Source organism: uncultured Rossellomorea sp., assembly GCF_947488365.1.
GTDB lineage: Bacteria > Bacillota > Bacilli > Bacillales > Bacillaceae_B > Rossellomorea.
In genome coordinates this window covers 240,502-262,652 of the sequence record NZ_CANKZT010000002.1, presented here as the reverse complement: position 1 = coordinate 262,652, position 22,151 = coordinate 240,502, and the positions used below count along the sequence as shown (strand labels likewise).

General features: G+C 40.9%; 27 protein-coding genes and 1 other annotated feature (1 of these 28 running past the window's edge). Of the genes, 12 read left to right on the top strand and 15 right to left on the bottom strand.

All coding sequences use genetic code 11. The features are described from left to right. Positions 1-163 (top strand) — a binding site (T-box leader) (it extends 69 nt beyond the left edge of the window). 51 nt (positions 164-214) lie between these two features. Beyond that, positions 215-1,213 (top strand): tryptophan--tRNA ligase, encoded by a 999-nt coding sequence (trpS, locus tag Q1B03_RS08245; protein WP_299740251.1) that lies wholly within the window; start codon positions 215-217, stop codon positions 1,211-1,213. Between the two features lie 126 nt (positions 1,214-1,339). Here the strand turns inward: trpS and Q1B03_RS08240 are convergent, their stop codons facing one another. From Q1B03_RS08240 to Q1B03_RS08220, 5 genes are all read right to left on the bottom strand, one after another. Beyond that, entirely contained in the window at positions 1,340-2,089 is a 750-nt protein-coding gene (locus tag Q1B03_RS08240; protein ID WP_299740249.1) for a YjbA family protein, read from the bottom strand. A gap of 84 nt (positions 2,090-2,173) precedes the next feature. After that, complete coding sequence (locus tag Q1B03_RS08235; RefSeq protein ID WP_299740246.1) at positions 2,174-2,395, bottom strand: hypothetical protein; 222 nt, start codon at positions 2,393-2,395, stop codon at positions 2,174-2,176. A gap of 150 nt (positions 2,396-2,545) precedes the next feature. Then, positions 2,546-3,307, bottom strand: coding sequence for a DUF2268 domain-containing protein (locus tag Q1B03_RS08230; protein ID WP_299740244.1), 762 nt, complete (start codon positions 3,305-3,307; stop codon positions 2,546-2,548). 102 nt (positions 3,308-3,409) lie between these two features. Further along, positions 3,410-4,654 carry a beta-ketoacyl-ACP synthase II gene (gene fabF / locus Q1B03_RS08225; RefSeq protein ID WP_299740243.1) on the bottom strand — a complete coding sequence of 415 codons (1,245 nt, stop codon included), beginning with the start codon at positions 4,652-4,654 and terminating at the stop codon, positions 3,410-3,412. Between the two features lie 44 nt (positions 4,655-4,698). Continuing rightward, entirely contained in the window at positions 4,699-5,631 is a 933-nt protein-coding gene (locus Q1B03_RS08220) for a beta-ketoacyl-ACP synthase III (RefSeq protein ID WP_299740242.1), read from the bottom strand. 201 nt (positions 5,632-5,832) lie between these two features. On the opposite strand from Q1B03_RS08220, the gene Q1B03_RS08215 reads away from it, so the two are divergent. Next, entirely contained in the window at positions 5,833-6,048 is a 216-nt protein-coding gene (locus Q1B03_RS08215) for a hypothetical protein (RefSeq protein WP_299740240.1), read from the top strand. A 48-nt stretch (positions 6,049-6,096) separates the two neighbouring features. Here Q1B03_RS08215 and Q1B03_RS08210 read toward each other — a convergent pair whose 3' ends face one another. The 4 genes from Q1B03_RS08210 to Q1B03_RS08195 form a co-directional block, all read right to left on the bottom strand. Continuing rightward, the gene (locus Q1B03_RS08210) at positions 6,097-6,285 is read right to left on the bottom strand and encodes a ComZ family protein (RefSeq protein WP_299740238.1); all 189 of its coding nucleotides are present in this window, start codon (positions 6,283-6,285) and stop codon (positions 6,097-6,099) included. Continuing rightward, positions 6,282-7,250 (bottom strand): BMP family ABC transporter substrate-binding protein, encoded by a 969-nt coding sequence (locus Q1B03_RS08205; RefSeq protein WP_299740236.1) that lies wholly within the window; start codon positions 7,248-7,250, stop codon positions 6,282-6,284. The genes Q1B03_RS08210 and Q1B03_RS08205 overlap by 4 nt, the downstream gene beginning before the upstream one ends. Positions 7,251-7,363: 113 nt before the next feature. After that, positions 7,364-8,080, bottom strand: coding sequence for a hypothetical protein (locus Q1B03_RS08200; RefSeq protein ID WP_299740234.1), 717 nt, complete (start codon positions 8,078-8,080; stop codon positions 7,364-7,366). 22 nt (positions 8,081-8,102) lie between these two features. Further along, complete coding sequence (locus Q1B03_RS08195; protein ID WP_299740232.1) at positions 8,103-8,846, bottom strand: hydrolase; 744 nt, start codon at positions 8,844-8,846, stop codon at positions 8,103-8,105. 270 nt (positions 8,847-9,116) lie between these two features. Between Q1B03_RS08195 and Q1B03_RS08190 the strand changes: the two genes are divergently transcribed. Next, positions 9,117-9,299: a DUF2929 family protein gene (locus Q1B03_RS08190; RefSeq protein ID WP_299740230.1), complete on the top strand. Its 183-nt coding sequence runs from the start codon at positions 9,117-9,119 to the stop codon at positions 9,297-9,299. A 38-nt stretch (positions 9,300-9,337) separates the two neighbouring features. On the opposite strand, the gene clpB is transcribed toward Q1B03_RS08190, so the two are convergent. Together clpB and Q1B03_RS08180 are read right to left on the bottom strand one after the other, a co-directional pair. After that, positions 9,338-11,929 (bottom strand): ATP-dependent chaperone ClpB, encoded by a 2,592-nt coding sequence (gene clpB, locus Q1B03_RS08185; RefSeq protein ID WP_299740228.1) that lies wholly within the window; start codon positions 11,927-11,929, stop codon positions 9,338-9,340. Between the two features lie 161 nt (positions 11,930-12,090). Beyond that, positions 12,091-12,270 (bottom strand): YjzC family protein, encoded by a 180-nt coding sequence (locus tag Q1B03_RS08180; protein ID WP_044337703.1) that lies wholly within the window; start codon positions 12,268-12,270, stop codon positions 12,091-12,093. Between the two features lie 204 nt (positions 12,271-12,474). Between Q1B03_RS08180 and Q1B03_RS08175 the strand changes: the two genes are divergently transcribed. Beyond that, positions 12,475-13,284, top strand: coding sequence for an undecaprenyl-diphosphate phosphatase (locus Q1B03_RS08175; RefSeq protein WP_299740225.1), 810 nt, complete (start codon positions 12,475-12,477; stop codon positions 13,282-13,284). Between the two features lie 72 nt (positions 13,285-13,356). Continuing rightward, a complete protein-coding gene (locus Q1B03_RS08170; RefSeq protein WP_299740223.1) occupies positions 13,357-14,049 on the top strand; it encodes a Crp/Fnr family transcriptional regulator in 693 nt (230 codons plus the stop codon). A gap of 64 nt (positions 14,050-14,113) precedes the next feature. Here the strand turns inward: Q1B03_RS08170 and Q1B03_RS08165 are convergent, their stop codons facing one another. Further along, positions 14,114-14,422, bottom strand: a complete 309-nt coding sequence (locus Q1B03_RS08165) for a metal-sulfur cluster assembly factor (RefSeq protein ID WP_044337705.1) — start codon at positions 14,420-14,422, stop codon at positions 14,114-14,116. An 85-nt stretch (positions 14,423-14,507) separates the two neighbouring features. Further along, entirely contained in the window at positions 14,508-15,281 is a 774-nt protein-coding gene (locus tag Q1B03_RS08160) for a prolyl oligopeptidase family serine peptidase (protein ID WP_299740221.1), read from the bottom strand. Positions 15,282-15,470: 189 nt separating this feature from the next. On the opposite strand from Q1B03_RS08160, the gene Q1B03_RS08155 reads away from it, so the two are divergent. The 3 genes from Q1B03_RS08155 to Q1B03_RS08145 all read left to right on the top strand — a co-directional run bounded on the left by Q1B03_RS08155 (position 15,471) and on the right by Q1B03_RS08145 (position 16,741). Beyond that, a complete protein-coding gene (locus Q1B03_RS08155; protein ID WP_299740219.1) occupies positions 15,471-16,286 on the top strand; it encodes a Cof-type HAD-IIB family hydrolase in 816 nt (271 codons plus the stop codon). 114 nt (positions 16,287-16,400) lie between these two features. Then, a complete protein-coding gene (locus tag Q1B03_RS08150; protein ID WP_181778135.1) occupies positions 16,401-16,550 on the top strand; it encodes a hypothetical protein in 150 nt (49 codons plus the stop codon). Next, positions 16,550-16,741, top strand: coding sequence for a DUF3813 domain-containing protein (locus tag Q1B03_RS08145; RefSeq protein ID WP_044337708.1), 192 nt, complete (start codon positions 16,550-16,552; stop codon positions 16,739-16,741). Before Q1B03_RS08150 ends, Q1B03_RS08145 begins: the two co-directional genes overlap by 1 nt. Positions 16,742-16,784: 43 nt before the next feature. Here Q1B03_RS08145 and Q1B03_RS08140 read toward each other — a convergent pair whose 3' ends face one another. Together Q1B03_RS08140 and Q1B03_RS08135 are read right to left on the bottom strand one after the other, a co-directional pair. Next, positions 16,785-17,522 carry a BsuPI-related putative proteinase inhibitor gene (locus Q1B03_RS08140; RefSeq protein ID WP_299740214.1) on the bottom strand — a complete coding sequence of 246 codons (738 nt, stop codon included), beginning with the start codon at positions 17,520-17,522 and terminating at the stop codon, positions 16,785-16,787. Positions 17,523-17,576: 54 nt separating this feature from the next. Continuing rightward, on the bottom strand, positions 17,577-18,431 hold the full coding sequence (locus Q1B03_RS08135) for a YitT family protein (RefSeq protein WP_299740212.1): 855 nt from the start codon (positions 18,429-18,431) through the stop codon (positions 17,577-17,579). Positions 18,432-18,618: 187 nt separating this feature from the next. On the opposite strand from Q1B03_RS08135, the gene Q1B03_RS08130 reads away from it, so the two are divergent. The 4 genes from Q1B03_RS08130 (at position 18,619) to Q1B03_RS08115 (ending at position 21,813) form a co-directional block, all read left to right on the top strand. Then, positions 18,619-19,476: a DegV family protein gene (locus Q1B03_RS08130; RefSeq protein ID WP_299740210.1), complete on the top strand. Its 858-nt coding sequence runs from the start codon at positions 18,619-18,621 to the stop codon at positions 19,474-19,476. 57 nt (positions 19,477-19,533) lie between these two features. Beyond that, on the top strand, positions 19,534-19,665 hold the full coding sequence (locus tag Q1B03_RS08125) for a DUF3941 domain-containing protein (protein WP_098353057.1): 132 nt from the start codon (positions 19,534-19,536) through the stop codon (positions 19,663-19,665). 234 nt (positions 19,666-19,899) lie between these two features. Continuing rightward, positions 19,900-20,391 carry a YajQ family cyclic di-GMP-binding protein gene (locus tag Q1B03_RS08120; RefSeq protein ID WP_299740206.1) on the top strand — a complete coding sequence of 164 codons (492 nt, stop codon included), beginning with the start codon at positions 19,900-19,902 and terminating at the stop codon, positions 20,389-20,391. Positions 20,392-20,460: 69 nt separating this feature from the next. Then, positions 20,461-21,813 (top strand): CoA-disulfide reductase, encoded by a 1,353-nt coding sequence (locus Q1B03_RS08115; protein ID WP_299740204.1) that lies wholly within the window; start codon positions 20,461-20,463, stop codon positions 21,811-21,813. Positions 21,814-22,151: the final 338 nt, after the last annotated feature.

Here is a 22,151-nt window from a genome sequence, read left to right as displayed (position 1 = left end):
AGTATTCATGGAGAGGGAATGGACTTCTGAGCTTTATTTGTGAAATAGAGTAGCATATAACGGATCAACCTCACGTTAAAGAGGTTCCATGTTCACATGGACTAAGCTGACTCATTTGAGTACTTAGGGTGGCACCGCGGAAATGATCCCATTCGTCCCTATCTTCTATAGGACGGATGGGTTTTTATTTTGTTTATTTTGAGGAGGAAGTTAGATGAAGACAATCTTTAGTGGTATTCAACCGAGTGGTACGATTACGCTTGGGAATTACATCGGGGCAATGAAGCAGTTCACTGAGCTGCAGGAGGAATACAATTGTTATTTCTGTGTAGTGGATCAGCATGCAATCACGGTAGCACAGGATAAAATGGAGCTTCGCAAGAATATCCGCAGTCTCGCTGCACTCTATATTGCTTGTGGCATCGACCCGGATAAATCAACACTATTCATTCAATCGGAAGTTCCGGCCCACGCACAGGCAGGATGGATCCTGCAATGTGTGACGTATATTGGTGAACTTGAAAGAATGACACAATTCAAAGATAAATCACATGGTAAAGAAGCAGTTTCTGCAGGATTATTAACCTATCCCCCATTAATGGCAGCTGATATTCTTCTGTATGGAACAGACTTAGTCCCAGTTGGAGACGATCAGAAGCAGCATCTGGAATTAACGAGAAATCTTGCTGAGCGTTTCAATAATAAATACAACAACATCTTTACGGTTCCGGAAGTCCGGATTCCTAAAGTTGGGGCTCGTGTCATGTCCCTACAGGACCCATTGAAGAAGATGAGTAAGTCCGATGCAAATCAGAAATCATTTATCACGCTCCTCGACGATCCGAAGATGATTGAAAAGAAAATCAAAAGTGCTGTAACGGATTCAGATGGAATCGTGAAATACGATAAAGAAAACAAACCAGGAGTATCAAACCTCCTTTCTATCTATTCGATTCTTGAAGGCAGTTCAATAGAAGAACTTGAACAAAAGTATGAAGGTAAGGGCTATGGAGACTTCAAAGCTGACCTGGCTCAAGTCGTAATCAAGGCCATTAAGCCGGTACAGGACCGCTACTATGAATTGATTGATTCTGACGAGCTTGATGATATCCTTGATCGCGGGGCAGAAAAGGCTAACTTCGCTGCAAACAAAATGCTGAAGAAGATGGAAAAGGCCATGGGACTCGGGCGTAAAGAGAGAAAAAGAAAATAGTGATGGTGCCAAGAGCCTGCAAATTAGGCTCTTGGCTTTTTTATGGACATTCACATAACCACCTTTTCCCCCTACCCAAACAAAAAACCCCAAGCCCATCACGGACTCAAGGTTTTCGTTCACCAATTAATTTACCTTAGGACGATTCTCCACTTCCCATAGTTTTTCAAAAAAAGGTTGTCCTTTTATTAAGTTCTCGCAGAGAGTCAGATGCTTGTCCGACCAGCCATACTGTGTTTCTTCGTATAACATTTGCCAAATTTCTTCAAAGTCCATCTCTTGAATGGACCGATATCGCTGTGGAGCCCATTCCGTGTACCAGTATCGTATTTCTGCCGTGTTATTTGAGCTGTGAAGCTGATCCAGCGCCATAAATAATAATTGCTTCAACTGTCTTTCTTTTCTTGTCAGACCACTCATCATATAGGGACTCGGCGAGAGAATGTGGTATGAATCCTCTCTCTTTCCTTCAGGCTGAATGACGTACTGCATCGTTTCATGATTTTCTACCATTTCATAGACGAGTTGTTCCTGCCTTGGAATGAGCCTGCTTTTTCTGATTGGAACGGTATACCCGATTGTATCCACGGCAAGTATCCCTGTTCCATCTGTGACAATGAAGCAATAATCCAATTGAATTCGTTCATGGTTTTTTCGCAAGTATGCTTTTTGATAGACATTATTGAGCAGTTGTTGAGGTAACTCTGATAAATCATTCTCGATGTAATGAAACAGAACAGTGTCCACTTTAATGAGCGGAACTTGATCTAATAATTCAATAACGTCCTCTTTTCTCCACTCGTGAAAATGACAGACATTGTAGCCATTTTCTTCGCCTTCGAACCAATTTACCCATACATCATGAAGATATAACATGATTGACCCCTCGCTTTGCTACAATCTTATTTGTCAATCAGTATAGGCAAATCGGTGTAAATTTATTCCTGTTAAGCAAGTGTTTTATAGATAGTGATTATTTTTCCTTCGTGGAATATAGATTGAGATCGTGATGATGAGAATCCCTAAGAGAAATAAGTAGCATTCGACTCGGGTGGATACGAAGAGAATATAGTCTGTAAAGGTCATTCCAGTAGTGAGAAGGTTTAAATAGATGATTAAACTTACACCACCTGAAACAGCCAGTCCAAACCCTATAAATAATACAAACATTCGAAACACCATACCTTCCGCCTCTATCCTCGCATTAGAGATTTAGCTCGTCCATTCTTACTATAGTCTATGGAGTTCAAATGGAAGATATGACGATATAAAGAGCTTAATTTAATATCACCAGCACAGGAATCAGAATATGAATGGCTGATCCCCATTCTACTAAGATAAGAAGATCGATGAAGGTTTTCCTAATAGAGCTGTGGTAGACCTATCCTTTTGCTTAACATAATTTTGTACCAGGTAATAGCCGGCAGCATACCCCAGCATATTAGGGTAAGATTTCTGACCAAGAAGTAAGTAGTCGTGAAGGGGACTGCTTCGTTTCACATCCAAATTAGGCTTAATCCACTTCTCGAAATAAAGTGACATTTGTTTTTCCTCATAAGCCTTTGTCCAGGAAGCTACATACTTCTCCCCACAATACTCTCTGACAGCAAACTCTGCCAGCCCTTCAAAAATGATGGAATCTAATAGGGTGTATTGGCTATCTTTTTTGTTTAAGAGTTTCATTCTGACACAGTGATGGTATTCGTGAACAAATAGAGCTTCGTATTCTTTGGCATCTTCTTGATCTGCTACAAAGAAGAAAATTTCGTCTTTAAAGCATACACCTGATTTTTTCATTGAGGCTTGGAACATGCCTCTCTTTTCCTGAACGGGGAATAAATAGATTGGAACGTTCGGGCCATTCCATTTTCGTTTATACTTTTTTTCATAAAGGGAAAAACGCTCCCATATCTTACGTTCTTTCATTTTTGCATAAATATCCTCTGCGTGATGTGATGATTTATACATGCCATGCTTCATGAGGTATTGATAAAACGACTTTTGATCTTCTTTCCCGTTTATCGTTTTCTTTAGAAGCTCTAAAGGTTTATGAATCGAATCTACAAGCCATTCATCAGTAGGAGCAACAGTCACCTTCATCCCTCTTTCCCAACTTTTTATCATGTATATGTAATAAAAAGAGGGTTCACAACAAAAAAACGAGCCTGCTAGCATATTAGCAGACCCGTTCTCATTTTAATTGTTATACTTTTTAAAGACGATCGTAGCATTATGACCACCGAAACCTAATGAGTTACTCATCGCTACATTCACTTCCTGTTTTCTTGCTTCGTTCGCTACATAATCAAGATCACAGTCCGGATCTGGTGTTTCGATATTGATTGTTGGAGGCAGTACATTGTCTTTCATAGCTAATACTGTAAAAATTGCTTCAACCCCTCCAGCTGCACCAAGAAGGTGACCTGTCATTGATTTCGTTGAACTCATGGCTAATTTATAGGCATGCTCTCCGAATACTTCTTTTACAGCCATCGTTTCGTATTTGTCATTGTATGGAGTACTTGTTCCGTGAGCATTAATGTAATCCATTTGCTCGGGTAGGATTCCACCGTCTTCTAAAGCCATTTTCATTGCTCTCGCTCCACCTTCTCCAGCTGGTGCCGGAGCTGTGATATGATACGCATCACCTGTACAACCATAGCCTACGATTTCAGCATAGATCGGCGCTCCGCGTTTCAGTGCATGCTCAAGCTCTTCCAGAACAACGACACCCGCTCCTTCTCCCATGACAAATCCGTCACGATTTGCATCAAATGGTCTTGAAGCTTTCTCAGGATCTGTATTGGTTGAGAGGGCTGTATTTGCACAGAAGCCGGCTACAGACATCTTCGTGATTGGTGCCTCTGCTCCACCTGACACCATGACATCCGCGTCTCCACGCTGGATGACTTTAAACGCATCTCCAATGGAGTTAGTTCCTGTCGCACAGGCTGTTACTGTACAAGAGTTAAAGCCTTTAGCTCCTAGCATGATGGAGACTTGTCCAGCCGCCATATCAGGAATGATCATTGGGACGAAGAATGGACTTACTCTGCGATATCCACGTTTTTGGAAGGTTTCATACTGCTGTTCGAACGTTTCCATTCCACCAATTCCTGAACCGATCCATACGCCGACACGGTGAGCATTTTCGTCTGTAATGTCGAGCTTCGAGTCTTTGACAGCCATTAACGAAGCTGCAATCGCATAATGAGTGAAGCGATCCATTTTTCTTGCTTCTTTTCTCTCAACACCGAAATCCTCGATATTGAAATCTTTCAATTCTGCTGCCACTTTGGCTGGATAATCGTCTGCATTTAAGCGCGTTAAGGGACCTACACCCGTTTTCCCTGCTAAAATATTCGTCCACGTTGATTCGACATCATTACCTAACGGGGTAACACTTCCCAATCCTGTTACAACTACACGTTTCTTGTTCATTTATTCCATCTCCTTTGTCTGCAAGTTATAGAAGAGAGTTCTATTTATTTACCCCAGCGCATGATAATGGCGCCCCAGGTTAAACCGCCGCCGAATCCTACCATGACGACTACATCGTTTTCTTTCACTCTTCCTGCTTCTAAATCTTCAACTAAAGAAACAGGGATAGAAGCTGCTGAAGTATTACCGTATTTATTTACCGTTTTAGACATCTTTTCAATCGGCAATTCCAATCGTTGTCTTGCTGCTTCCATGATACGAATATTGGCTTGATGGGGAATTAAAAAGTCAACATCTTCCTTCTTTAATCCCGCTTTTTCAATTACATTTACGCTCGATTCGCCCATTTGACGAACCGCAAATTTAAATACTTCGCGACCGTTCATGATGATATTTTCTTCCTGGTACAGATGTTTTGCACCCGATCCGTCTGCACCTAATTCAAAGGCAAGTATTCCTTTGCCATCTGGAACAGGCCCAAGTACTGCTGCACCTGCTGCGTCTCCAAAGAGAACAGCTGTATTACGGTCATCCCAATCTGTAATTTTTGATAACTTTTCAACTCCTACAACGAGCACATGCTTATACGCGCCATTGTCGATAAACTGCTTTGCCGTAATCATACCATACATAAATCCGGCACATGCTGCACTTAAATCCATTGCTGCGGCTTTCTTTGCTCCTAATCTTTCTTGAAGCAAGCAAGCTACAGATGGGAATGGCTGGTCAGGTGTGACCGTAGCCACAAGGATCAGATCAATTTCTTCTGCAGAGATAGCTGCATCTGCGATGGCCGTTTTTGCTGCTTCATAAGCCATGTCTGATGTGTCTGTTTCATTATCTGCTATTCTCCTCTCTTCAATGCCTGTTCTCGTACGAATCCATTCGTCTGATGTTTCCACCATTTTCTCAAGATCTGCATTGGTTACGACTTTCTCGGGAAGGTAACGCCCAATTCCAATAATCCCTGTATTCATACTGGCATTCCCTACTTTCTTTTTTTATGTTTTTTCTCTTATACTTTAGTTTATTATCAATTATTATGACTTGGTACTAATTTTATCGAAGATTTCTACTTTCTGCAATTATTTTTTCTTTTCCATTTCTTCTACGCGTTTGACCATACTCGTACAACCCTTCTCCTCATAGGTTATGTAGTAGGCAGAGGGGGTGAGAATATGTCTGAAGAAAAAAAGCTGCATCCATTTGATCAGATGATGTACGGAGGAAGGATCCCTAAAAAAGAAGCGCATCCTTCTCAGGAGAAGCGTGTAGGCAAAAATGAAGAAGGATCATTACTTGATGGCGTTCATTCCATTATGAATTCCATCGATGAATTGAAACCACTCTATAAGAAAATCAGTCCACTATTAAAGCAATGGACTATAAAGTAATAAAAAAACGGTTCATTGATATCGTCAATGAACCGTTTTCCTCTACACTTACTTGTTATGTAAGGCTTCCTGTTTGCCTAATTCATAGGCTTCACTCATGACTTGTGTAAACAGTGTCATAAATGGTTGCAGCATCTCAGGAGAGAACTCAACACCCGCTTGATCAAGTTGCTCTTTTGCTTGCGGGAAGTACTTCATGGCAATTTGCATAAATTCCATCGTTTTGTCTTGATTCATTGCTTCGATTCCTTTCCATTCGGCAATTTGCCTGTTTCGATATAGGCTTGAACATGTTGCTTCATCTCAGCTTGAAAGTCTTTTGGAATGACAGGACTATATTTCCCCATGGAAATGACTCCGTCTTCAAAATCAAATTCAAGGTTTCCTGAATCGAGCTCGTCATTTGCGAACCTTTCTGCAACTACACCATACAGCTTATCTGCATGCTGCACCGTACTCGTTAAAACCGTGGATTCCCCTAAATCAGATTGATCAGATACATAACCAATGGCATAGAGTCCCTTTTCCTTCAGCTTTTCGATTACAGATACATTATAGCCGTCACCTGCCGGATAAACAACATCGACTCGCTGATTCAATAAACCCTCCAGCTTTTCAAAAGCAATGTCTTGATCGTCCCAGTGATTGGTATACTCGATAATGAGCTCAGATTCACTTTTTTGGAATTTCGCTCCATCAATAAACCCTTGAACTTCGGGCTGCCATTCAAAAGCAGCAATCACTCCGACTTTATTCGTTTTAGATTGATAGGCTGCTGTCATGCCTCCGAAGAAGCCCATTGCATAGCCTTTAAATTGTAGACTGGTTGTATTCTCCTCTGTGGCATTTCCATTAAAGCTTACAAAATGCATATTGGGATACTCACCGGAAAGGGTGTTAAATATCTTGGAATATTCACTTCCGTGACCAAACACTAAAGTAACTTCATCATCATTATATGCTTTTACCGCTTGTTTAATTGATGTATCATTCTTTATACTCTCTTTATAGAAGACGTCAGCATCATAATCGGATTGAATCTTTAATAATCCTTTGTATCCTTTTGTTCCCCAAACCCCATCGTCTACGGTTTCCGGAACCAGTAAACCAACTTTTTCTATTTCAGCACTGTTTCCTGCTGAACAACCACTTATTCCAATGAGGAATACAATCAAGAAAATGGTGTAAAATTTCTTACTCATTTGCAGCAACTCCTTTAAAGCCCGTGCAGCATCTATAAAAAGAATCAATAGAAAATGTTTACATCATACTTATTTTACCCTCATCCCTATCTACATGGAAAGAAAAAATTTTCTTATTCCTGAATTTCATGCAAAGTGATCCCTCTTAATTGTTCCTTCAATATCCTTTCATGAGACTTAGAAGGTTTGACAATAAGCTCTTTACCATTTGGTTCGGCATTCATGCGCGGGGGTGAAAAAGATCTCTTCGTCACATAAGATAAGGCTTCATTCCAGCTTTTGCTTGAGAGTGCTTTCACCGTATAGACTTCTGTATTGGATGAATGATTTACAATGGAACGGGCAGCGTCCTTCACATAGATCGCTCCACTTGGATCATCAATGTAATTGGAGTCAACATCTTCTCCAATCAAAAGTCGAGCAAACAGAAAGTCATTCGGCTGGTGAATTCCGTATAAAGTTGGAAGGTAAAATACGGTTCCTTCTTCCTTATGGTTATGATTTATCGCACTATTGGGATAAATTCGAATGATCGTGAGAGGTTGTTCATTTTTTGAAATCAGCCCTTCTACTTCTGACAAGTAACTCACTTTATTCTCTCTTACCTGATCATAATATGGAAGGAACACACGGCATCCAGATTGTATTTCCTTATCCCAGTCTTCATAAGGAACATATTGAATGTTTGAGTTCCTTCCAATTTCTAACCACTTATCCTTCACTTCTTTGTTTTCATCAATTGCGGTCACGGTCCATCCATTCTCAAGAAGGGCATCACATAGTTCAAATCCCAAGAACTGCTGAGCAGCAAAAACGAATGCATGATTCAAGTCAATCACTCCAATGTGTTTGTTATAACTCTTTCTCATGTAAAGAAAAGTATGAGGCAAATTTCCCTCCGAGAGAAGCACGCTTTTCAGGAAGTACAAAGAATAAATCCGTTGATGTTCCTTTTTCTAAACGCTCTGTATATATATCTTTTATGAGAGTGAATTGATTTTTATAACGATTAAGAGTCGTTGACTGAACAATATAAAGTGGAATCGAGATGTTTTTAAATACTTCGTAGTCCTTTGATTGTTGACTGATGAATGCTTCGCAGTCCTCCTCTTTCAATCGAAACGTGTGCGCTAGTTCTTTTATTATCTTTTTATAAAAGAATTTCTGTTCCTTCTCTTGTTCTAAATGATCATATAGTGACACACAGGGTGAGAGCATAACGGCACTTCTAATATCTAGTTCCATTTTTGGGTAGAGGTTTTTCAACACCAACGCTCCCATTCCTTCGGCCAATATATGAATCTTTCCATTAATGATTTCAGATCGTTTTACATGTTGATAAAGTCGCTTGGCTAACTGCACGGCTTGATCGCTACCCCAATTCGCTCCATAAAGATTACTATAATAAACAATATATCCTTTGGCGGTCAGCTCTTGAATCCACTTGTAGCGTGCCTCATGTTGTACCCAAAAGCTGCTCTTATCATCTACATAGTGATGGGAATCTCCTATAACCATTACAGCGAATCCATTTGGGCGTTCAGGATAATGAATCATGCACCACTCTTGCTCTAATTGAAACAATCGCTGATACATTAGAATTTCTCCTTTTACATAGTAAGTCATTATAGTTTATGTAAGGAGAAAACATTGGTCAGGGAGATAGCCCATAGAACCCCATATATTTGCAAATTTAGTCGGTTACCTCCATCGATTATGCATGAGTGGTATGGAAAGATGATAAGGGTTACATTTCACAGATTAGTCATTTATTATTTCCTGAAGCTGTGGTAAGATAAAAAAGATTGAAATTGGTTACAAATTGCTAATAAATTAGTTGATTACATAGGAATGAGGTGACTTGGCGTGAGATTTTTCTGGATGTTTTTCTGGGCATTTGCTCTTACTGAAATGTTAACTTACGTTGTAAGTTCAATGAATGGAACTGCTTTTCACTTTGAAACAGGATTAATTTTATCGGTTTGTGTAACGGTATTAGTATTCATTATCACGCTTGTTATTCCAAACGAGCCAGTCGAAAAGCACTAAAAAAAGCAGCCAGATCCGGCTGCTTTTTTTATTTGGTCCTAACTGATCAATAAGCCATTTTCCCCTGCCTCAATGGTGATGGTATCATTCGTTTTAATATTTCCAGCAATCAATTCTCTTGCCAGTTTGGTTTCTACTTCTCTCTGCAAATACCTTTTCAGAGGGCGCGCACCATAAACCGGATCATAAGCCGACTGTGCTATAAATTCTTTTGCACTCTCAGTCAATGACAGTGAAATATGCTGTTCTTCCACTCGTTTTTGTAAATCTTCCACCAGCTTATCGATGATCCCTTTTATATTCTCAATGCTCAATGGTTTAAAGAGAATAATGTCGTCGACCCTGTTAAGGAACTCCGGTCTGAAAGAGGAACGAAGCTGACTCATGACCAGGTTCTTCGTTTCTATATCCATTTCCTCTTCCCCCTTATTTCGTTCGAGGAGATGAGAAGATCCGATGTTAGAAGTCATAATGATCACCGTGTTCTTACAATCAACCGTCCTTCCTTGAGAATCGGTTATCCTCCCATCATCGAGCATTTGCAGAAGAATATTGAATACTTCTGGATGAGCTTTTTCAATTTCATCAAGAAGAATGACCGAATAGGGTTTTCGTCTAATTGCTTCTGTCAGCTGACCGCCTTCTTCATATCCTACATATCCCGGAGGTGCACCGATCAAACGTGAAACGGCATGCTTCTCCATATATTCAGACATATCAATTCGGATCATCTGTTCCTCACTATCAAACAACGTATGAGCAAGTGTCTTCGCAAGCTCTGTCTTCCCTACTCCCGTAGGACCTAAGAAAATGAATGAACCAATCGGACGATTCGGATCTTTAATCCCTGCTCTCGCACGTATAACGGCGTCACTCACCAATTGAACAGCCTCATCCTGCCCGATCACCCGTTCATGCAGAATACGATCAAGCTTCAACAGCTTCTCTCGTTCACCTTCTACAAGTTTAGTGACTGGTATCCCTGTCCATCTCGATACAATATTGGCTACTTCTTCCTCCGTTACTTCTTCTCGCAGCAGGCGTCCATCCTGCTCTTTCATCATCTCTTGCTCAACTGTATCAAGCTCTTTTTCCATTGCAGGAATCCTGCCATGACGAAGCTCTGCTGCTTTGTTGAGATCATAATCACTTTCTGCTTCTTCCAGCATGCGCCTGAGCTTCTCCAGTTCTTCCCGCTTCTCCTGAACAATCCCAATACTCTCTTTCTCTTGCTCCCATTTTAACTTCATCGCGGTCGCTTTTTCCTTCAGATTACTTAAATCTTCACGGATTCTATCGAGTCGTTCAAGGCTTGCCGGATCCTTTTCCTTATTTAGAGCTGCTTCTTCAATTTCAAGCTGCATCACTTTACGTGTGACTTCATCCAATTCTGACGGCATAGAGTCAATTTCGGTACGGATCATCGCACATGCCTCGTCGATTAAATCAATGGCTTTGTCCGGCAGGAATCGGTCAGAAATGTAGCGGTCAGAAAGTTTAGAAGCTGCCACAATGGCCCGGTCATGAATATTGACTCCATGATGAATTTCAAAACGTTCCTTCAAGCCTCTTAAAATTGATATCGTATCTTCTACATTGGGCTCCTGAACGAGAACTTGTTGAAATCGCCTTTCCAAAGCGGGATCCTTTTCGATGTACTTACGGTATTCATTGAGAGTCGTCGCACCTATACAATGCAGCTCTCCCCTCGCAAGCATCGGCTTCAAGATATTACCCGCATCCATTGCTCCTTCCGTCTTCCCTGCGCCGACAATCGTATGAAGTTCATCGATAAACAGAAGAATGCGACCCTCACTCTTTTTCACTTCCTGCAATACTGCCTTTAGCCGTTCTTCAAACTCTCCCCTGAACTTGGCACCAGCAACCAAAGAGCTCATATCCAATTCGAAGATGGTTTTATCCTTCAAGCCCTCCGGGACATCTTTTCTGACAATCCGCTGTGCGAGTCCTTCAACGATCGCAGTCTTCCCGACTCCAGGCTCCCCTATAAGAACAGGATTATTTTTCGTCTTACGGGAAAGGATACGTATCACATGGCGGATTTCACTGTCCCTGCCTATGACTGGATCTATCCTCCCCGACTTTACATCGGCAACAAGATCCCTCCCATACTTTTTCAACGCTTCATATTTTACTTCAGGGTTCTGTGTGTTCACCTTGCTCCCTCCTCTGATCGTTTCAATAATCTCCTTTAATTCTTTTTCTGTCAGATGATGTTTGGTTAAGTATGTCGTAATCGGGTGGTTCCTTTGGATGAATAACCCAAGGGCAAGATGTTCGACCGATACATAGTCATCTTCCCATTTAGTCTTTAAGGCCTCACTATCTTGCATAAGCTGATGAATATCTCTTGCGAAAAACTGTCCATACTGCAGCCCTTCTCCCTCCACAGCAGGGATATCGTTTAATCTGTCATCAATCCATTCTCTTAGGCCATCTACTTTTACCCCTCCACGGGCATATATCGTTCGAAGAAAACTGTTTTCTGAACCAAGGAGAGATTTCCACAAATGAAGCAGGGTGATATCTGTATGTAATTTTTCTTTAGCTGCCTCTCCTGCAGAAACCAATCCTTCTTGAATGCTGTGAGTCATATTATCAAATTTCATCGTGCTTCACCTCAGATTTTGACCTTTATTGACCTTTACATCTATTATATCCCTTTCGATGAAAAAAGGAAAAGAAAAAGGAACAAGGAGTGCCTCCGATAGACGTCACCATTCATGCTAAATAGTGAACAGTCGCCACGACATCCTTGTTCCTTATGGGGTTAAGGTTTTCTCATATACGTCCAAAGACGATTATGGTTGGAGTTTTCAGGAAATCGGTCTCCCGCTTTCAACCGTAGTTTTTGCGGATTTTTCACCATGCTTCCAGTTTCACCAATTTCTATATACTCTCCATTATTAGGTGCTTTTTCTCCAGCTTTAAATTGTCGTGACTGTCCCATTCTTACCCCTCCTTTTCGAAGCGATGCTTCCTTACTATTTTTCTACAAGGCCGAACATTCATGCATGCCAGATGAAGGATATCAGAATGCTTTATATGATAAACAAGTTACGGTTCGGTTAACATTTGGAAAAAGGCTTTACAGTCTTTCCCTTTATGGTGTTAAATTAAAAACTGTGGAGAAAAAAAGCTTGGAGGATACACAATGGATTTTTATCTGATTATGAAATACTTGTTTTTAGGGATTTTTCAAGGGTTTACTGAACCAATCCCTATTTCATCCAGCGGGCACTTATTGTTAGCCCAGCATTTCCTTGGTATAAAGGATGCCACCTTGACATTTGAAATCCTGGTTAATACAGCTTCATTAGTGGCTGTACTCATTATTTACCGTGAAGATATCATGCGTCTGATCGTGAATGGCTTAGGCTATTTCAAACATAAAACACCTGAAACGAAACGTGATTTTCATTTCATTGTTTACTTATTGATTGGTACGATCCCAGCCGGGGTGATTGGTGTATTATTCGGAGACGTGATTGAGGAACATTTAACATCTGTTATCACAGTAGGAATTACACTTATTATTACAGGTATTGCCTTATGGTTAATCCGTAACCTTCGAGGAAGAAAAAATGACGGTGACTTAAATGTCAAAGACGCCATCATCATAGGTCTTGCTCAGGCTGTGGCCCTTATTCCTGGAATCAGTCGTTCCGGTGCAACCATCGTAGCTGCAATGGCTAGTGGAATGAAGGCTGAAACGGCATTGCGTTTCTCTTTCCTCCTCTATATTCCAGTAAGTGTAGGGGTTATGGTATTCGGAATAAGTGATCTTATAGAGGATCCGAATCTTGCTTCAATGGCCATTCCATACTTAGTTGCGTTCATTGCATCACTTATTGCTTCATACTTCTCATTAAAGTGGTTCATGAATATTATGGCTAAAGGAAACTTGAAATATTTTGCCGTTTATTGTGCCGTTGTCGGAGCTGCTGTATTAATTTTCGCTTAATTCCCTTCTATCTGTCTGTTTCCTTTGGTAAGCTTTGAGTATAAGACATTATGATGGAAATGATGTGATCTCATGAGTGAAAATCTAGAAGTTCCTTCCGAGATTAAGCAACTATTTTTCGAGAAAAAAACGGTGAAAAATTTCAAAAAAGGATCCTTCCTGTTTCAAGAGGGAAGGCCTGCTCACGAGTTATATTTGATTAAAAGCGGTCGTGTCCAAATCAGCAAAGTGATTCCTGACGGACGGGAATTGTCTTTACGGATCTGTTCAAGTCATGATGTGATTGGTGAATTAACGTTATTCAGTAAAGATGCATACTACATGCTCAGTGCAAAAATGCTTGAGAATACGGAGATTTATGCGTTACCAAAAGAGGTCTTCGAAGAAAAACTATCCAATAACAGTAACTTGACCATCCAATGGCTAAAATGGATCCAAATTCAGAATCAACAAAACCAAACGAAGTTTCGCGATCTTATTCTTCACGGGAAAAAAGGTGCACTTTACTCAACGCTGATCCGTATGTCCAACAGTTACGGAAAAACAGTTGAAAAGGGCATTCTAATTGATTTTCCGTTAACCAACCAGGAACTCGCCAATTTCTGTGGTTCCTCCAGGGAAGTCGTGAATCGGCTGCTGAGTGAATTAAAGAAAGAAAACGTCCTTGTGTCGGAAAAAGGATATATCACGATTCTTGATTTGAACTACCTTAAAGATGAAATCGATTGTGAGAATTGTCCGGTTTCAATTTGTCGGATTGATTAAACGTTTCAACAAAAAATCCCCCTGAAGCAACCCTTGCCTCAGGGGGATTTTTTACATATCGGTATTATCTGATTCCCAATGCAATTTTCGCATAGCGGGACATGTTGTCTTTGCTCCATGGTGGATTCCAGACGATGTCTACTTCTGTTTCTTTTACTTCCGGAATGTCACTTAGAGCTGTTTTCACTTGATCGACAATGGTACCAGCGAGTGGGCAGCCCATTGACGTAAGGGTCATAGTGACCGTTGCTTTACCTTCTTCATCTAGATCCACGTCATATACCAGACCTAAATTAACAATGTCTATTCCTAATTCAGGGTCAACAACCTGTTCAAGTGCACCCATCAAATTATCTTTAAGATCCTGATCCATGCTAACTCTCCTTCCTCTATCCATGCTTGATGCTTATCTATTTTCACTACTCATCTTAACAAATTAACGTGCATAAAACAAAAGGTTAGGCTGATAAATGCTTCTCAAACCACTCTACCAGCTTTAACACGCCTTCTCTTGATACTTTATGATCTGCTTTATCGTCTTCAATAAATAACAGGTTGTCTTCCTGTGATTCATAATAAGGCAGGATGCTCTGGTAGAACTCTTGTGTAAGGTTAAACGGTACAACCTTGTCCCGTTTTCCGTGCCAGAACATAAGAGGTCTGCCCCCAAGTTTCTCAGGCTGAAGACTTAAGTCGTAGTGAGCGAGTTCATTTAACATATTTCCTATTTCTTCTTCACTGAATGGCAATTCATAACCTAACGATTCGACTTGAGCTAACTGGGCTTGAGCAAATTTCACATATGTAGGATTTCCCATTAACGAGACAGCAGATGAAATCCACTCATATTGAGTTAACGCTCCAAGTGTGACAATCCCACCCATAGAGGTCCCTGCAACCCCGATTCCATTTGGTACGAGCAATCCTTTTTCTTCGAAATGCCCTTTAAGAGTCGATAATTCATGAATCGTATGTAAGACGATCTTCCAGAAGACTTCTCCTAATTGATGCTCTGATTTGCCAGTAGATCGTTCTCCGTGCTCTAAACAATCGGGAAGGATGACTCTGAATCCCTTTTCAGCCAAATAATAGGCATAATGTAAATTATGCTCTTTCGCACTCGTAAATCCGTGAATGAAAAAGCAAACGGGTATTGGCTTATCTACATCCTCTTCCTTCACGAGATGAAGAAATGGAATGGTTTGAATGGTCGATTTATCAACTAAAATCATGTGTATTCTCTCCTTCCTGACTGCATTTCACTTTACTATGATATCCTAGATTTGGTAGTATGTATAATATTTAAATCGAAAGTGTTTGTAAACATTTATTAAATTAGTTGAAGCGGCAGTGGACAACTTTCATTGTCTAACGCTACACTAGAATTGCCTTAATACCAATTAGATTGGGGATTTGTATTCATGAGTTCACAAGAAAAACACTTGATCGTTCTGGATTTAGACGGAACACTTTTAACAGATGAGAAGAAGATTTCAACAAAAACCCGCGAAATACTAAAAAAAGCACGCCATAAAGGGCATGAAGTTATGATTGCAACAGGCAGACCTTATCGTGCCAGTGAATTGTATTATCAACAATTAAAGCTGACAACTCCCATCGTAAACTTCAACGGCGCATTTGTGCATCATCCCACTGATGATTCATGGGGGATGTTTCATGAGCCGATGGATTTAAAGGTGGCCAAACAAATTATTAATGCATGTGACGATTTTAAATTCCGTAACATTGTTGCCGAAGTGATGGATGATGTGTATCTGCATTATCATGATGAAAAGATTATAGACGTATTCATGATGGGCAATCCCTCCATTTCAACAGGGGATATCCGCAGTGTACTATCTGATCATCCCACTTCCATGCTCATTCACGCTGAAGAAGAAGATGTACCAGAGATACGTGCACATTTAGATGATGTTCATGCAGAATTGATTGACCATCGCCGTTGGGCTGCACCGTGGCACATCATCGAAATCGTTAAATCAGGATTGAATAAAGCTGTCGGAATTGAACGAGTTGCTTCATCTTTAAATATTCCGCAAGAACGCATTATTGCATTCGGAGATGAAGATAACGATCTTGAAATGCTTGAATATGCAGGCACTGGGGTTGCCATGGGGAATGCCATTGATCCCCTTAAAGATATTGCAAATGAAGTGACATTTTCGAATGAAGACGACGGGATCGGACGCTACCTGCAAAAACGTTTTAATCTTTAACCCAGAACGTATTTGGAAACTGTGGGTATATCTTCTTAATCTAATCCACCACCACTTTAGCCATACTAAATAGGAGCGCATCATGCGTTCCAACTTGAAAAAGGGGTGGTAGTGATGGGTAGAAATAAATCGAAACGATTTGTACAACAAGGTAAAATCGCAGTAACAAAACATGATGAACGTATTCCGTACCATCTGACGTATGCTGAAGCAGAAGCTAAAAAGCTTGCTTCACATGGCGAAGGGCCAGGGGGAATGGAATAATGAGTAATCCATTATTCCAACAGGCCCGTAACGCGGTTCATTCTGCCCAACAAGCATGCAGTACGGGAGAAAACGCTCAAATGTCCATTGATAAAGCGAAAAACGCGTTGTCATCTGCTTACGCTAACTCAAATGTCGAAGAACAAAAGCAGCTTCACGCTCTTCAAGATGAGTTAAACCGCCTGTCATAAAGATAAAAACAGGGTTTGCCCTTTACGGGCAAACCCTGTTTTCTTATGGAAGGGATACGACATATCGGTGAAGAATCTTCCCATCTTCATTATCCCGTTCATAAAGACTTAAGAAGAACTTGTCTTTACCCCCTGTCATCTGGGGGAGTATGATGGTAAATTCGGTCCAGTTAGGCGCTTCTTTATTAACCTTGAATAAGGTTTCTTTAAGAAGTACTCTATGTCCATCCTCCACATAGTAATAAAAACTCCCATCAGACACCCGCGCTTGTCCCTGGATGGTAAACCGCCCTTTCACCTCTCGTACCTTCACTCCCCTGAAAGATGGGTTTTCTTCAGGAACTTTGAATGAATACTCAGCCCGCAGGGGATGATCAAAACCACTTATATCCTCCCCCATCAGCCATGCTACAATCGTATATTTCCCTTCTGGGACACGTTTTCCTTCCTGCTTGTAATCCCAAATTTCTTTCCAGATCTTCGTTTCACCCTTCTTCAAAGAAATGGTTTGAAGCGCTTGAAGGAATGATTTACCCCGGCTGTACTGATAGACCACTTTTCCCGCATTATTTTTGATTGTAAAGTCAAATATTTGACTCGTGTTAAAGGTGATGTTCTTATCCCCTTCACTATTATTATAAAGAAGGAGCTGGATCTGAGCTCCTTCTTCTCCCGGAACAGCTGTTACAGTAAAGATCAGCGGTACCTTCTCAGCTTTCATGGTAGAAGGGAAACAAAAGAGCATGAAAGAACTTATAAGTATATAAACAACTGCCTTCAAGGTGATACCCCTTTCTATCTAGGTTCACCTGTAGTATTTGTTATTTTAAAGAATCTAATCTTTTCTAAAGAAACCGAATATCCCTGTCGTTTGCACGATATTGGTAAATGCATTAGGATCTACATCTTTAATGGTATGTTCAAGCTCATACAGTTCATAGCGTGAAATGACGATTATCAGCATTTCCTTGTCTTCACCGGAAAATGCCCCTTTTGCAGGCAGGGTCGTAATTCCCCTGACAAGCTTCGAATGGATGGCTTCTCTTAATTCATTGGATTTCTTTGTCACAATCATCGCTGTCAATTTCTCATGTCGTGTATGGATGGCATCAATGACACGCGTTGAAGCATACAACGTGACCAACGTGTATAACGCTTTCTCCCATCCATAAAGAAATCCTGCAGAAGTTATAATAACCGCATTCATAAGAAAGAAATAGGTTCCTACGGGCTTATCTTTCATTCTGGAAAGAATCATGGCGATAATGTCCATACCTCCAGTGGATGCACCCCATTTCAACGTGATTCCAACTCCCACCGCGGCAATGACCCCTCCAAAGACGGCGTTTAGCAGGATATCGGGCGATAATTTAATTACAGGGATCACTTCCAGGAATAAGGACGTCAGAAATACAGAAATGAAGCTATATACGGTAAAGGAACGGCCAACCTTAAGCCACCCCAGAATCGTTACAGGAATATTTAAGATAAATAATAAAATACCTGTTGAAATATTGAATGGCGCAAATTCTTTTAACACACTTGATAATAATTGAGCCAATCCTGTAAAACCACTTGCATAAACATTTGCCGGTATCAGGAAAAAATTCATGGCAATGGCCCCCAGCACTGCCCCTACTAACACTACGAAAAACTTCTTCGCTTCTAACTGAACATGATTTCTCGACATTGACAGACCTCCCACATCTAGTTGTTATTTTCTATGTTCCACAATTCATCTTAACTAAACTCCCCCTGATATTCACCCTTTAAGAGAACAATGATACTTTTTACCTTGAATTCATGCTCTATAGATTGTCATTTTCATGAAAAATAGCTAGACTAAAGCTATATAGAATAGTCAAAGGATGATTAGGATGACAGTAAAATTATTTGCTGATAGTGCAAGCGACCTTCCTGCTTCATATTTCAACCAACACAACATAGAGCTTTTGCCACTGAAAGTACATATTGATGGTCAAGATTATGAAGACTTGGTCACCATCGAGCCGAAAACCGTATTCAATAAAATCAGAGAAGGACATATGCCTAAAACGTCGCAAGTATCACCTGATCTTTTCCTGAAGAAGTTCACAGAGCTTGCAGAAGCCAATCAACCCGGTGTTTACATTGCCTTTTCCTCACAATTGTCAGGGACGTATCAAACCGCTGTCATGATTCGTGATCAGGTGAAAGAAGAGCACCCTTCTCTTGATTTGACCATCATCGATTCAAAATGCGCTTCCCTTGGCTACGGCTTGGTCGTAATGAAAGCCGCTTTACTTCTTCAGGAGGGAAGAAGTAAAGAAGAGATTATCAAAGCCTCCCGATTCCATTCAGAGCATATGGAACACCTATTTACCGTAGAAGATCTTGAATACCTTGCCAAAGGCGGAAGAGTTTCAAAGGCATCAGCTTTTCTTGGGGGACTGTTAAACATTAAGCCTCTTCTACATGTTGAAGACGGAAAGCTCGTCCCGATTGAAAAATTGCGTGGAAAGAAGAAACTTCTTAAACGAATTCTTGACTTAATGGAAGAACGCGGTGAAGATCTCTCAAACCAGGTCATCGCCATCAGTCATGGTGACGACGAAGAGCTTGCCCTTGAAATGAAAAAGCTCATTCAAGAAAAATTTTCACCAAAAGATGTATATATCAGTATTATTGGATGTGCCATAGGTTCTCATACAGGCACAGGCACCCTAGCCATATTTTTCTTAAACGAACACTCATAAACTCCCTTCCTCTTCCTCATACTATGAGAGAAGATGATACTCGAAGGGAGAATGACTATGCCACATACATCTGATAACGAAAAAAAGGCCAAGGATAACAACGCCCTGCGCCAGGAGAAGAATAAAATCAAAGAAGTGAACCGTAAAGCCGGGAAGAATCAGTATTCTAAGAAAACGGATCATTTGTAAGGGATTGCCGCGGGCAGTCCTGCGCTTTGATAGGAGAAAGTGCTAGTTCTTAATTGAGCTAGTGCTTTTTTTGTAGAGTAGACTGGAAAATAAGAAATGATCAGCAATAAATGTCTGATTATTGGTCAATGGTCGATATTTTTAAAAAAACTCTCCCATTCGTTTCGTAGAAGTTGTATGCACCTTCAAAGCTTGTCTATAATGAAAAGAGATAATACTATGGAGGGGTTACATATGGCGAAGGAAAGTTCATTTGATATTGTATCGAAAGTGGATATGTCTGAAGTGAGTAATGCGATTCAAATTGCGTTGAAGGAAGTTCAAACACGTTATGACTTTAAAGGAAGTAAGAGTGATATTAAATTAGATGGAGAGGAAATCGTCCTCGTTTCTGATGATGAATTCAAAATGAATCAGTTGAAGGATGTTCTTCTCAGCAAACTCATCAAGCGTAATGTTCCTGTTAAGAATCTTGACTACAGCAAGCTTGAAGGGGCTTCAGGCGGGACCGTTCGTCAGCGTGCGAAACTCGTTCAAGGAATCGATAAAGAAAATGCGAAAAAAATCAACACCCTTATCAAGAACTCCGGCGTAAAGGTGAAGAGTCAGGTTCAGGATGATCAAGTACGCGTCACTGGAAAAAGTAAGGATGATCTTCAAAAAATCATCGCTGCGATCCGTGAAGCAGACCTTTCAATTGATGTGCAGTACGTAAACTTCCGTTAATCCGGTTTTTCAAAGAAGTCTAATGGGTACAATATATCCATTAGACTTCTTTCATTTAGGAGGAAAAACATGAAGAAAAAAGTCATCATCATAGGGGCGGTCGGCGGCGGTGCCACCACTGCATCACAAATTAGAAAACTGGATAGTGAAATAGAGATCATTCTCCTTGAAAAGACATCCTATCTTTCATACGGGGCATGTGGAATGCCTTATTACCTGGGTGACGTCATTAAAGACCGAGAAAGTCTTTTTGCAGCCACCCCTGAAAAATTACATACGAAAAAAAACATCGATGTCCGCATGCATCATGAGGCGATGAAAATTGATCGGGATAAAAAATCTTTACTGGTGAGGGATCATGACAAAAACCAGGATTACGAAGAAGCATATGATTACCTCGTGATCGCAACAGGGGCTTCCCCCTTTATCCCTGACATACCGGGACTTGATAAAATCCCGGCTTTCCATCTCAGAACCGTTGAAGACATGGACAGGATCAAACAATTCGTTGAAACCTCAAAGCCAAAAGTCTGTACCATTATCGGCGGGGGTTACATAGGAGTTGAAATGTCCGAGAACTTCACTCATTTAGGGATGAAAGTCAACCTGGTTGAAAGATCGGAACATGTGATCAGTGTAATCGATGAAGAAACCGCCATCAAACTGCAAGAGCATATCACAGATCAAGGTGTGAATTTGTACACGAAGGATGGACTGAAAGAGGTACTGCCGGAGTGTACCCTGAAACTGGATAGCGGAGAGACGTTTCAGTCTGACTTCATTCTTCTTTCGGTAGGCGTAAAGCCTAATAACCTTCTTGCTAAAGAAGCCGGTTTATCTACAGGAGAGTCAGGTGGTGTCGTCAGTAATGAGTTTATGCAAACAGACGACCCTTCCATTTATGCAGTCGGGGATGTGGTAGAGTCCATCGATTTTATTGACGGGTCCCCTAAGCAGGTTCCCCTTGCATGGCCTGCCCATCGACAAGCTTACATTATCGCAAGACACCTATCAGGAAACCCTGTACCTTTCAAGGGCATGCTTGGTACTGCTATTGCGAAGGTATTCGACCTATCCATTGCCTCCACAGGATTAGGCGAGAAAGAATTAAATGAAAAGGGCTATTCGTATAAAACATCCGTGCATAAAGGAAAGTCACATGCAGGCTACTACCCCGGTGCTCATGATGTGTATGTGAGAGTCCATTTTTGTCCTGACACCGGAAAGATCTTTGGAGGAAATGTTGTGGGCGGCGAAGGGATAGACAAGCAAATCGACGTTCTTGCTACTGCCATTTATGGAGGCCTGACCATTACCGATCTCCAGGAACTTGAAACATGCTATGCCCCTCCCTTCTCTTCTCCAAAAGGGTTGTTGAATATGATTGGGTATAAGGGTGCCGGGTTAATGGAAAAGAAATAATTGTAGGCAGGCTTCTCTTGGAGGGCCTGTTTTTTGTATGAGTATGCACTTTTATGATGGATATTTCTGTTAAACGGCTGGATTTTTTGTGGAAATGGCCGGATTTTTTCCGATTCCGGCTGGATTCTCTTCAAAAACGGCTGGATTTTCCGGGAAAGCGGCCGGATTCCGCTAAAAATTGACTGAATTTCCTTCAATCACGGCTCAATCACATATCAAATGCCTTCGTCCCAAATCCACATAACTGCAGCACACGTCAAATCGACCGATAAATTTGATTAACCTCCCAAAAGAAACATGTTAATAATTATTTTTTCCGGGTAAACACTATCCTAAGA

Coding starts and splice junctions, on each gene's coding strand:
- Q1B03_RS08240 (WP_299740249.1), bottom strand. CDS start 2,089: ATGTTATATCTTCATGATGTATGGGTAAATTGGTTCGAAGGCGAAGAA.
- Q1B03_RS08235 (WP_299740246.1), bottom strand. CDS start 2,395: ATGGTGTTTCGAATGTTTGTATTATTTATAGGGTTTGGACTGGCTGTT.
- Q1B03_RS08180 (WP_044337703.1), bottom strand. CDS start 12,270: ATGGGACAGTCACGACAATTTAAAGCTGGAGAAAAAGCACCTAATAAT.
- Q1B03_RS08195 (WP_299740232.1), bottom strand. CDS start 8,846: ATGTATCAGCGATTGTTTCAATTAGAGCAAGAGTGGTGCATGATTCAT.
- Q1B03_RS08175 (WP_299740225.1), top strand. CDS start 12,475: ATGGATTTTTATCTGATTATGAAATACTTGTTTTTAGGGATTTTTCAA.
- trpS (WP_299740251.1), top strand. CDS start 215: ATGAAGACAATCTTTAGTGGTATTCAACCGAGTGGTACGATTACGCTT.
- Q1B03_RS08130 (WP_299740210.1), top strand. CDS start 18,619: ATGACAGTAAAATTATTTGCTGATAGTGCAAGCGACCTTCCTGCTTCA.
- Q1B03_RS08120 (WP_299740206.1), top strand. CDS start 19,900: ATGGCGAAGGAAAGTTCATTTGATATTGTATCGAAAGTGGATATGTCT.
- Q1B03_RS08170 (WP_299740223.1), top strand. CDS start 13,357: ATGAGTGAAAATCTAGAAGTTCCTTCCGAGATTAAGCAACTATTTTTC.
- Q1B03_RS08215 (WP_299740240.1), top strand. CDS start 5,833: ATGTCTGAAGAAAAAAAGCTGCATCCATTTGATCAGATGATGTACGGA.
- Q1B03_RS08220 (WP_299740242.1), bottom strand. CDS start 5,631: ATGAATACAGGGATTATTGGAATTGGGCGTTACCTTCCCGAGAAAGTC.
- Q1B03_RS08155 (WP_299740219.1), top strand. CDS start 15,471: ATGAGTTCACAAGAAAAACACTTGATCGTTCTGGATTTAGACGGAACA.
- Q1B03_RS08145 (WP_044337708.1), top strand. CDS start 16,550: ATGAGTAATCCATTATTCCAACAGGCCCGTAACGCGGTTCATTCTGCC.
- Q1B03_RS08115 (WP_299740204.1), top strand. CDS start 20,461: ATGAAGAAAAAAGTCATCATCATAGGGGCGGTCGGCGGCGGTGCCACC.
- fabF (WP_299740243.1), bottom strand. CDS start 4,654: ATGAACAAGAAACGTGTAGTTGTAACAGGATTGGGAAGTGTTACCCCG.
- Q1B03_RS08205 (WP_299740236.1), bottom strand. CDS start 7,250: ATGAGTAAGAAATTTTACACCATTTTCTTGATTGTATTCCTCATTGGA.
- Q1B03_RS08160 (WP_299740221.1), bottom strand. CDS start 15,281: ATGATTTTAGTTGATAAATCGACCATTCAAACCATTCCATTTCTTCAT.
- clpB (WP_299740228.1), bottom strand. CDS start 11,929: ATGAAATTTGATAATATGACTCACAGCATTCAAGAAGGATTGGTTTCT.
- Q1B03_RS08165 (WP_044337705.1), bottom strand. CDS start 14,422: ATGGATCAGGATCTTAAAGATAATTTGATGGGTGCACTTGAACAGGTT.
- Q1B03_RS08135 (WP_299740212.1), bottom strand. CDS start 18,431: ATGTCGAGAAATCATGTTCAGTTAGAAGCGAAGAAGTTTTTCGTAGTG.
- Q1B03_RS08210 (WP_299740238.1), bottom strand. CDS start 6,285: ATGAATCAAGACAAAACGATGGAATTTATGCAAATTGCCATGAAGTAC.
- Q1B03_RS08150 (WP_181778135.1), top strand. CDS start 16,401: ATGGGTAGAAATAAATCGAAACGATTTGTACAACAAGGTAAAATCGCA.
- Q1B03_RS08125 (WP_098353057.1), top strand. CDS start 19,534: ATGCCACATACATCTGATAACGAAAAAAAGGCCAAGGATAACAACGCC.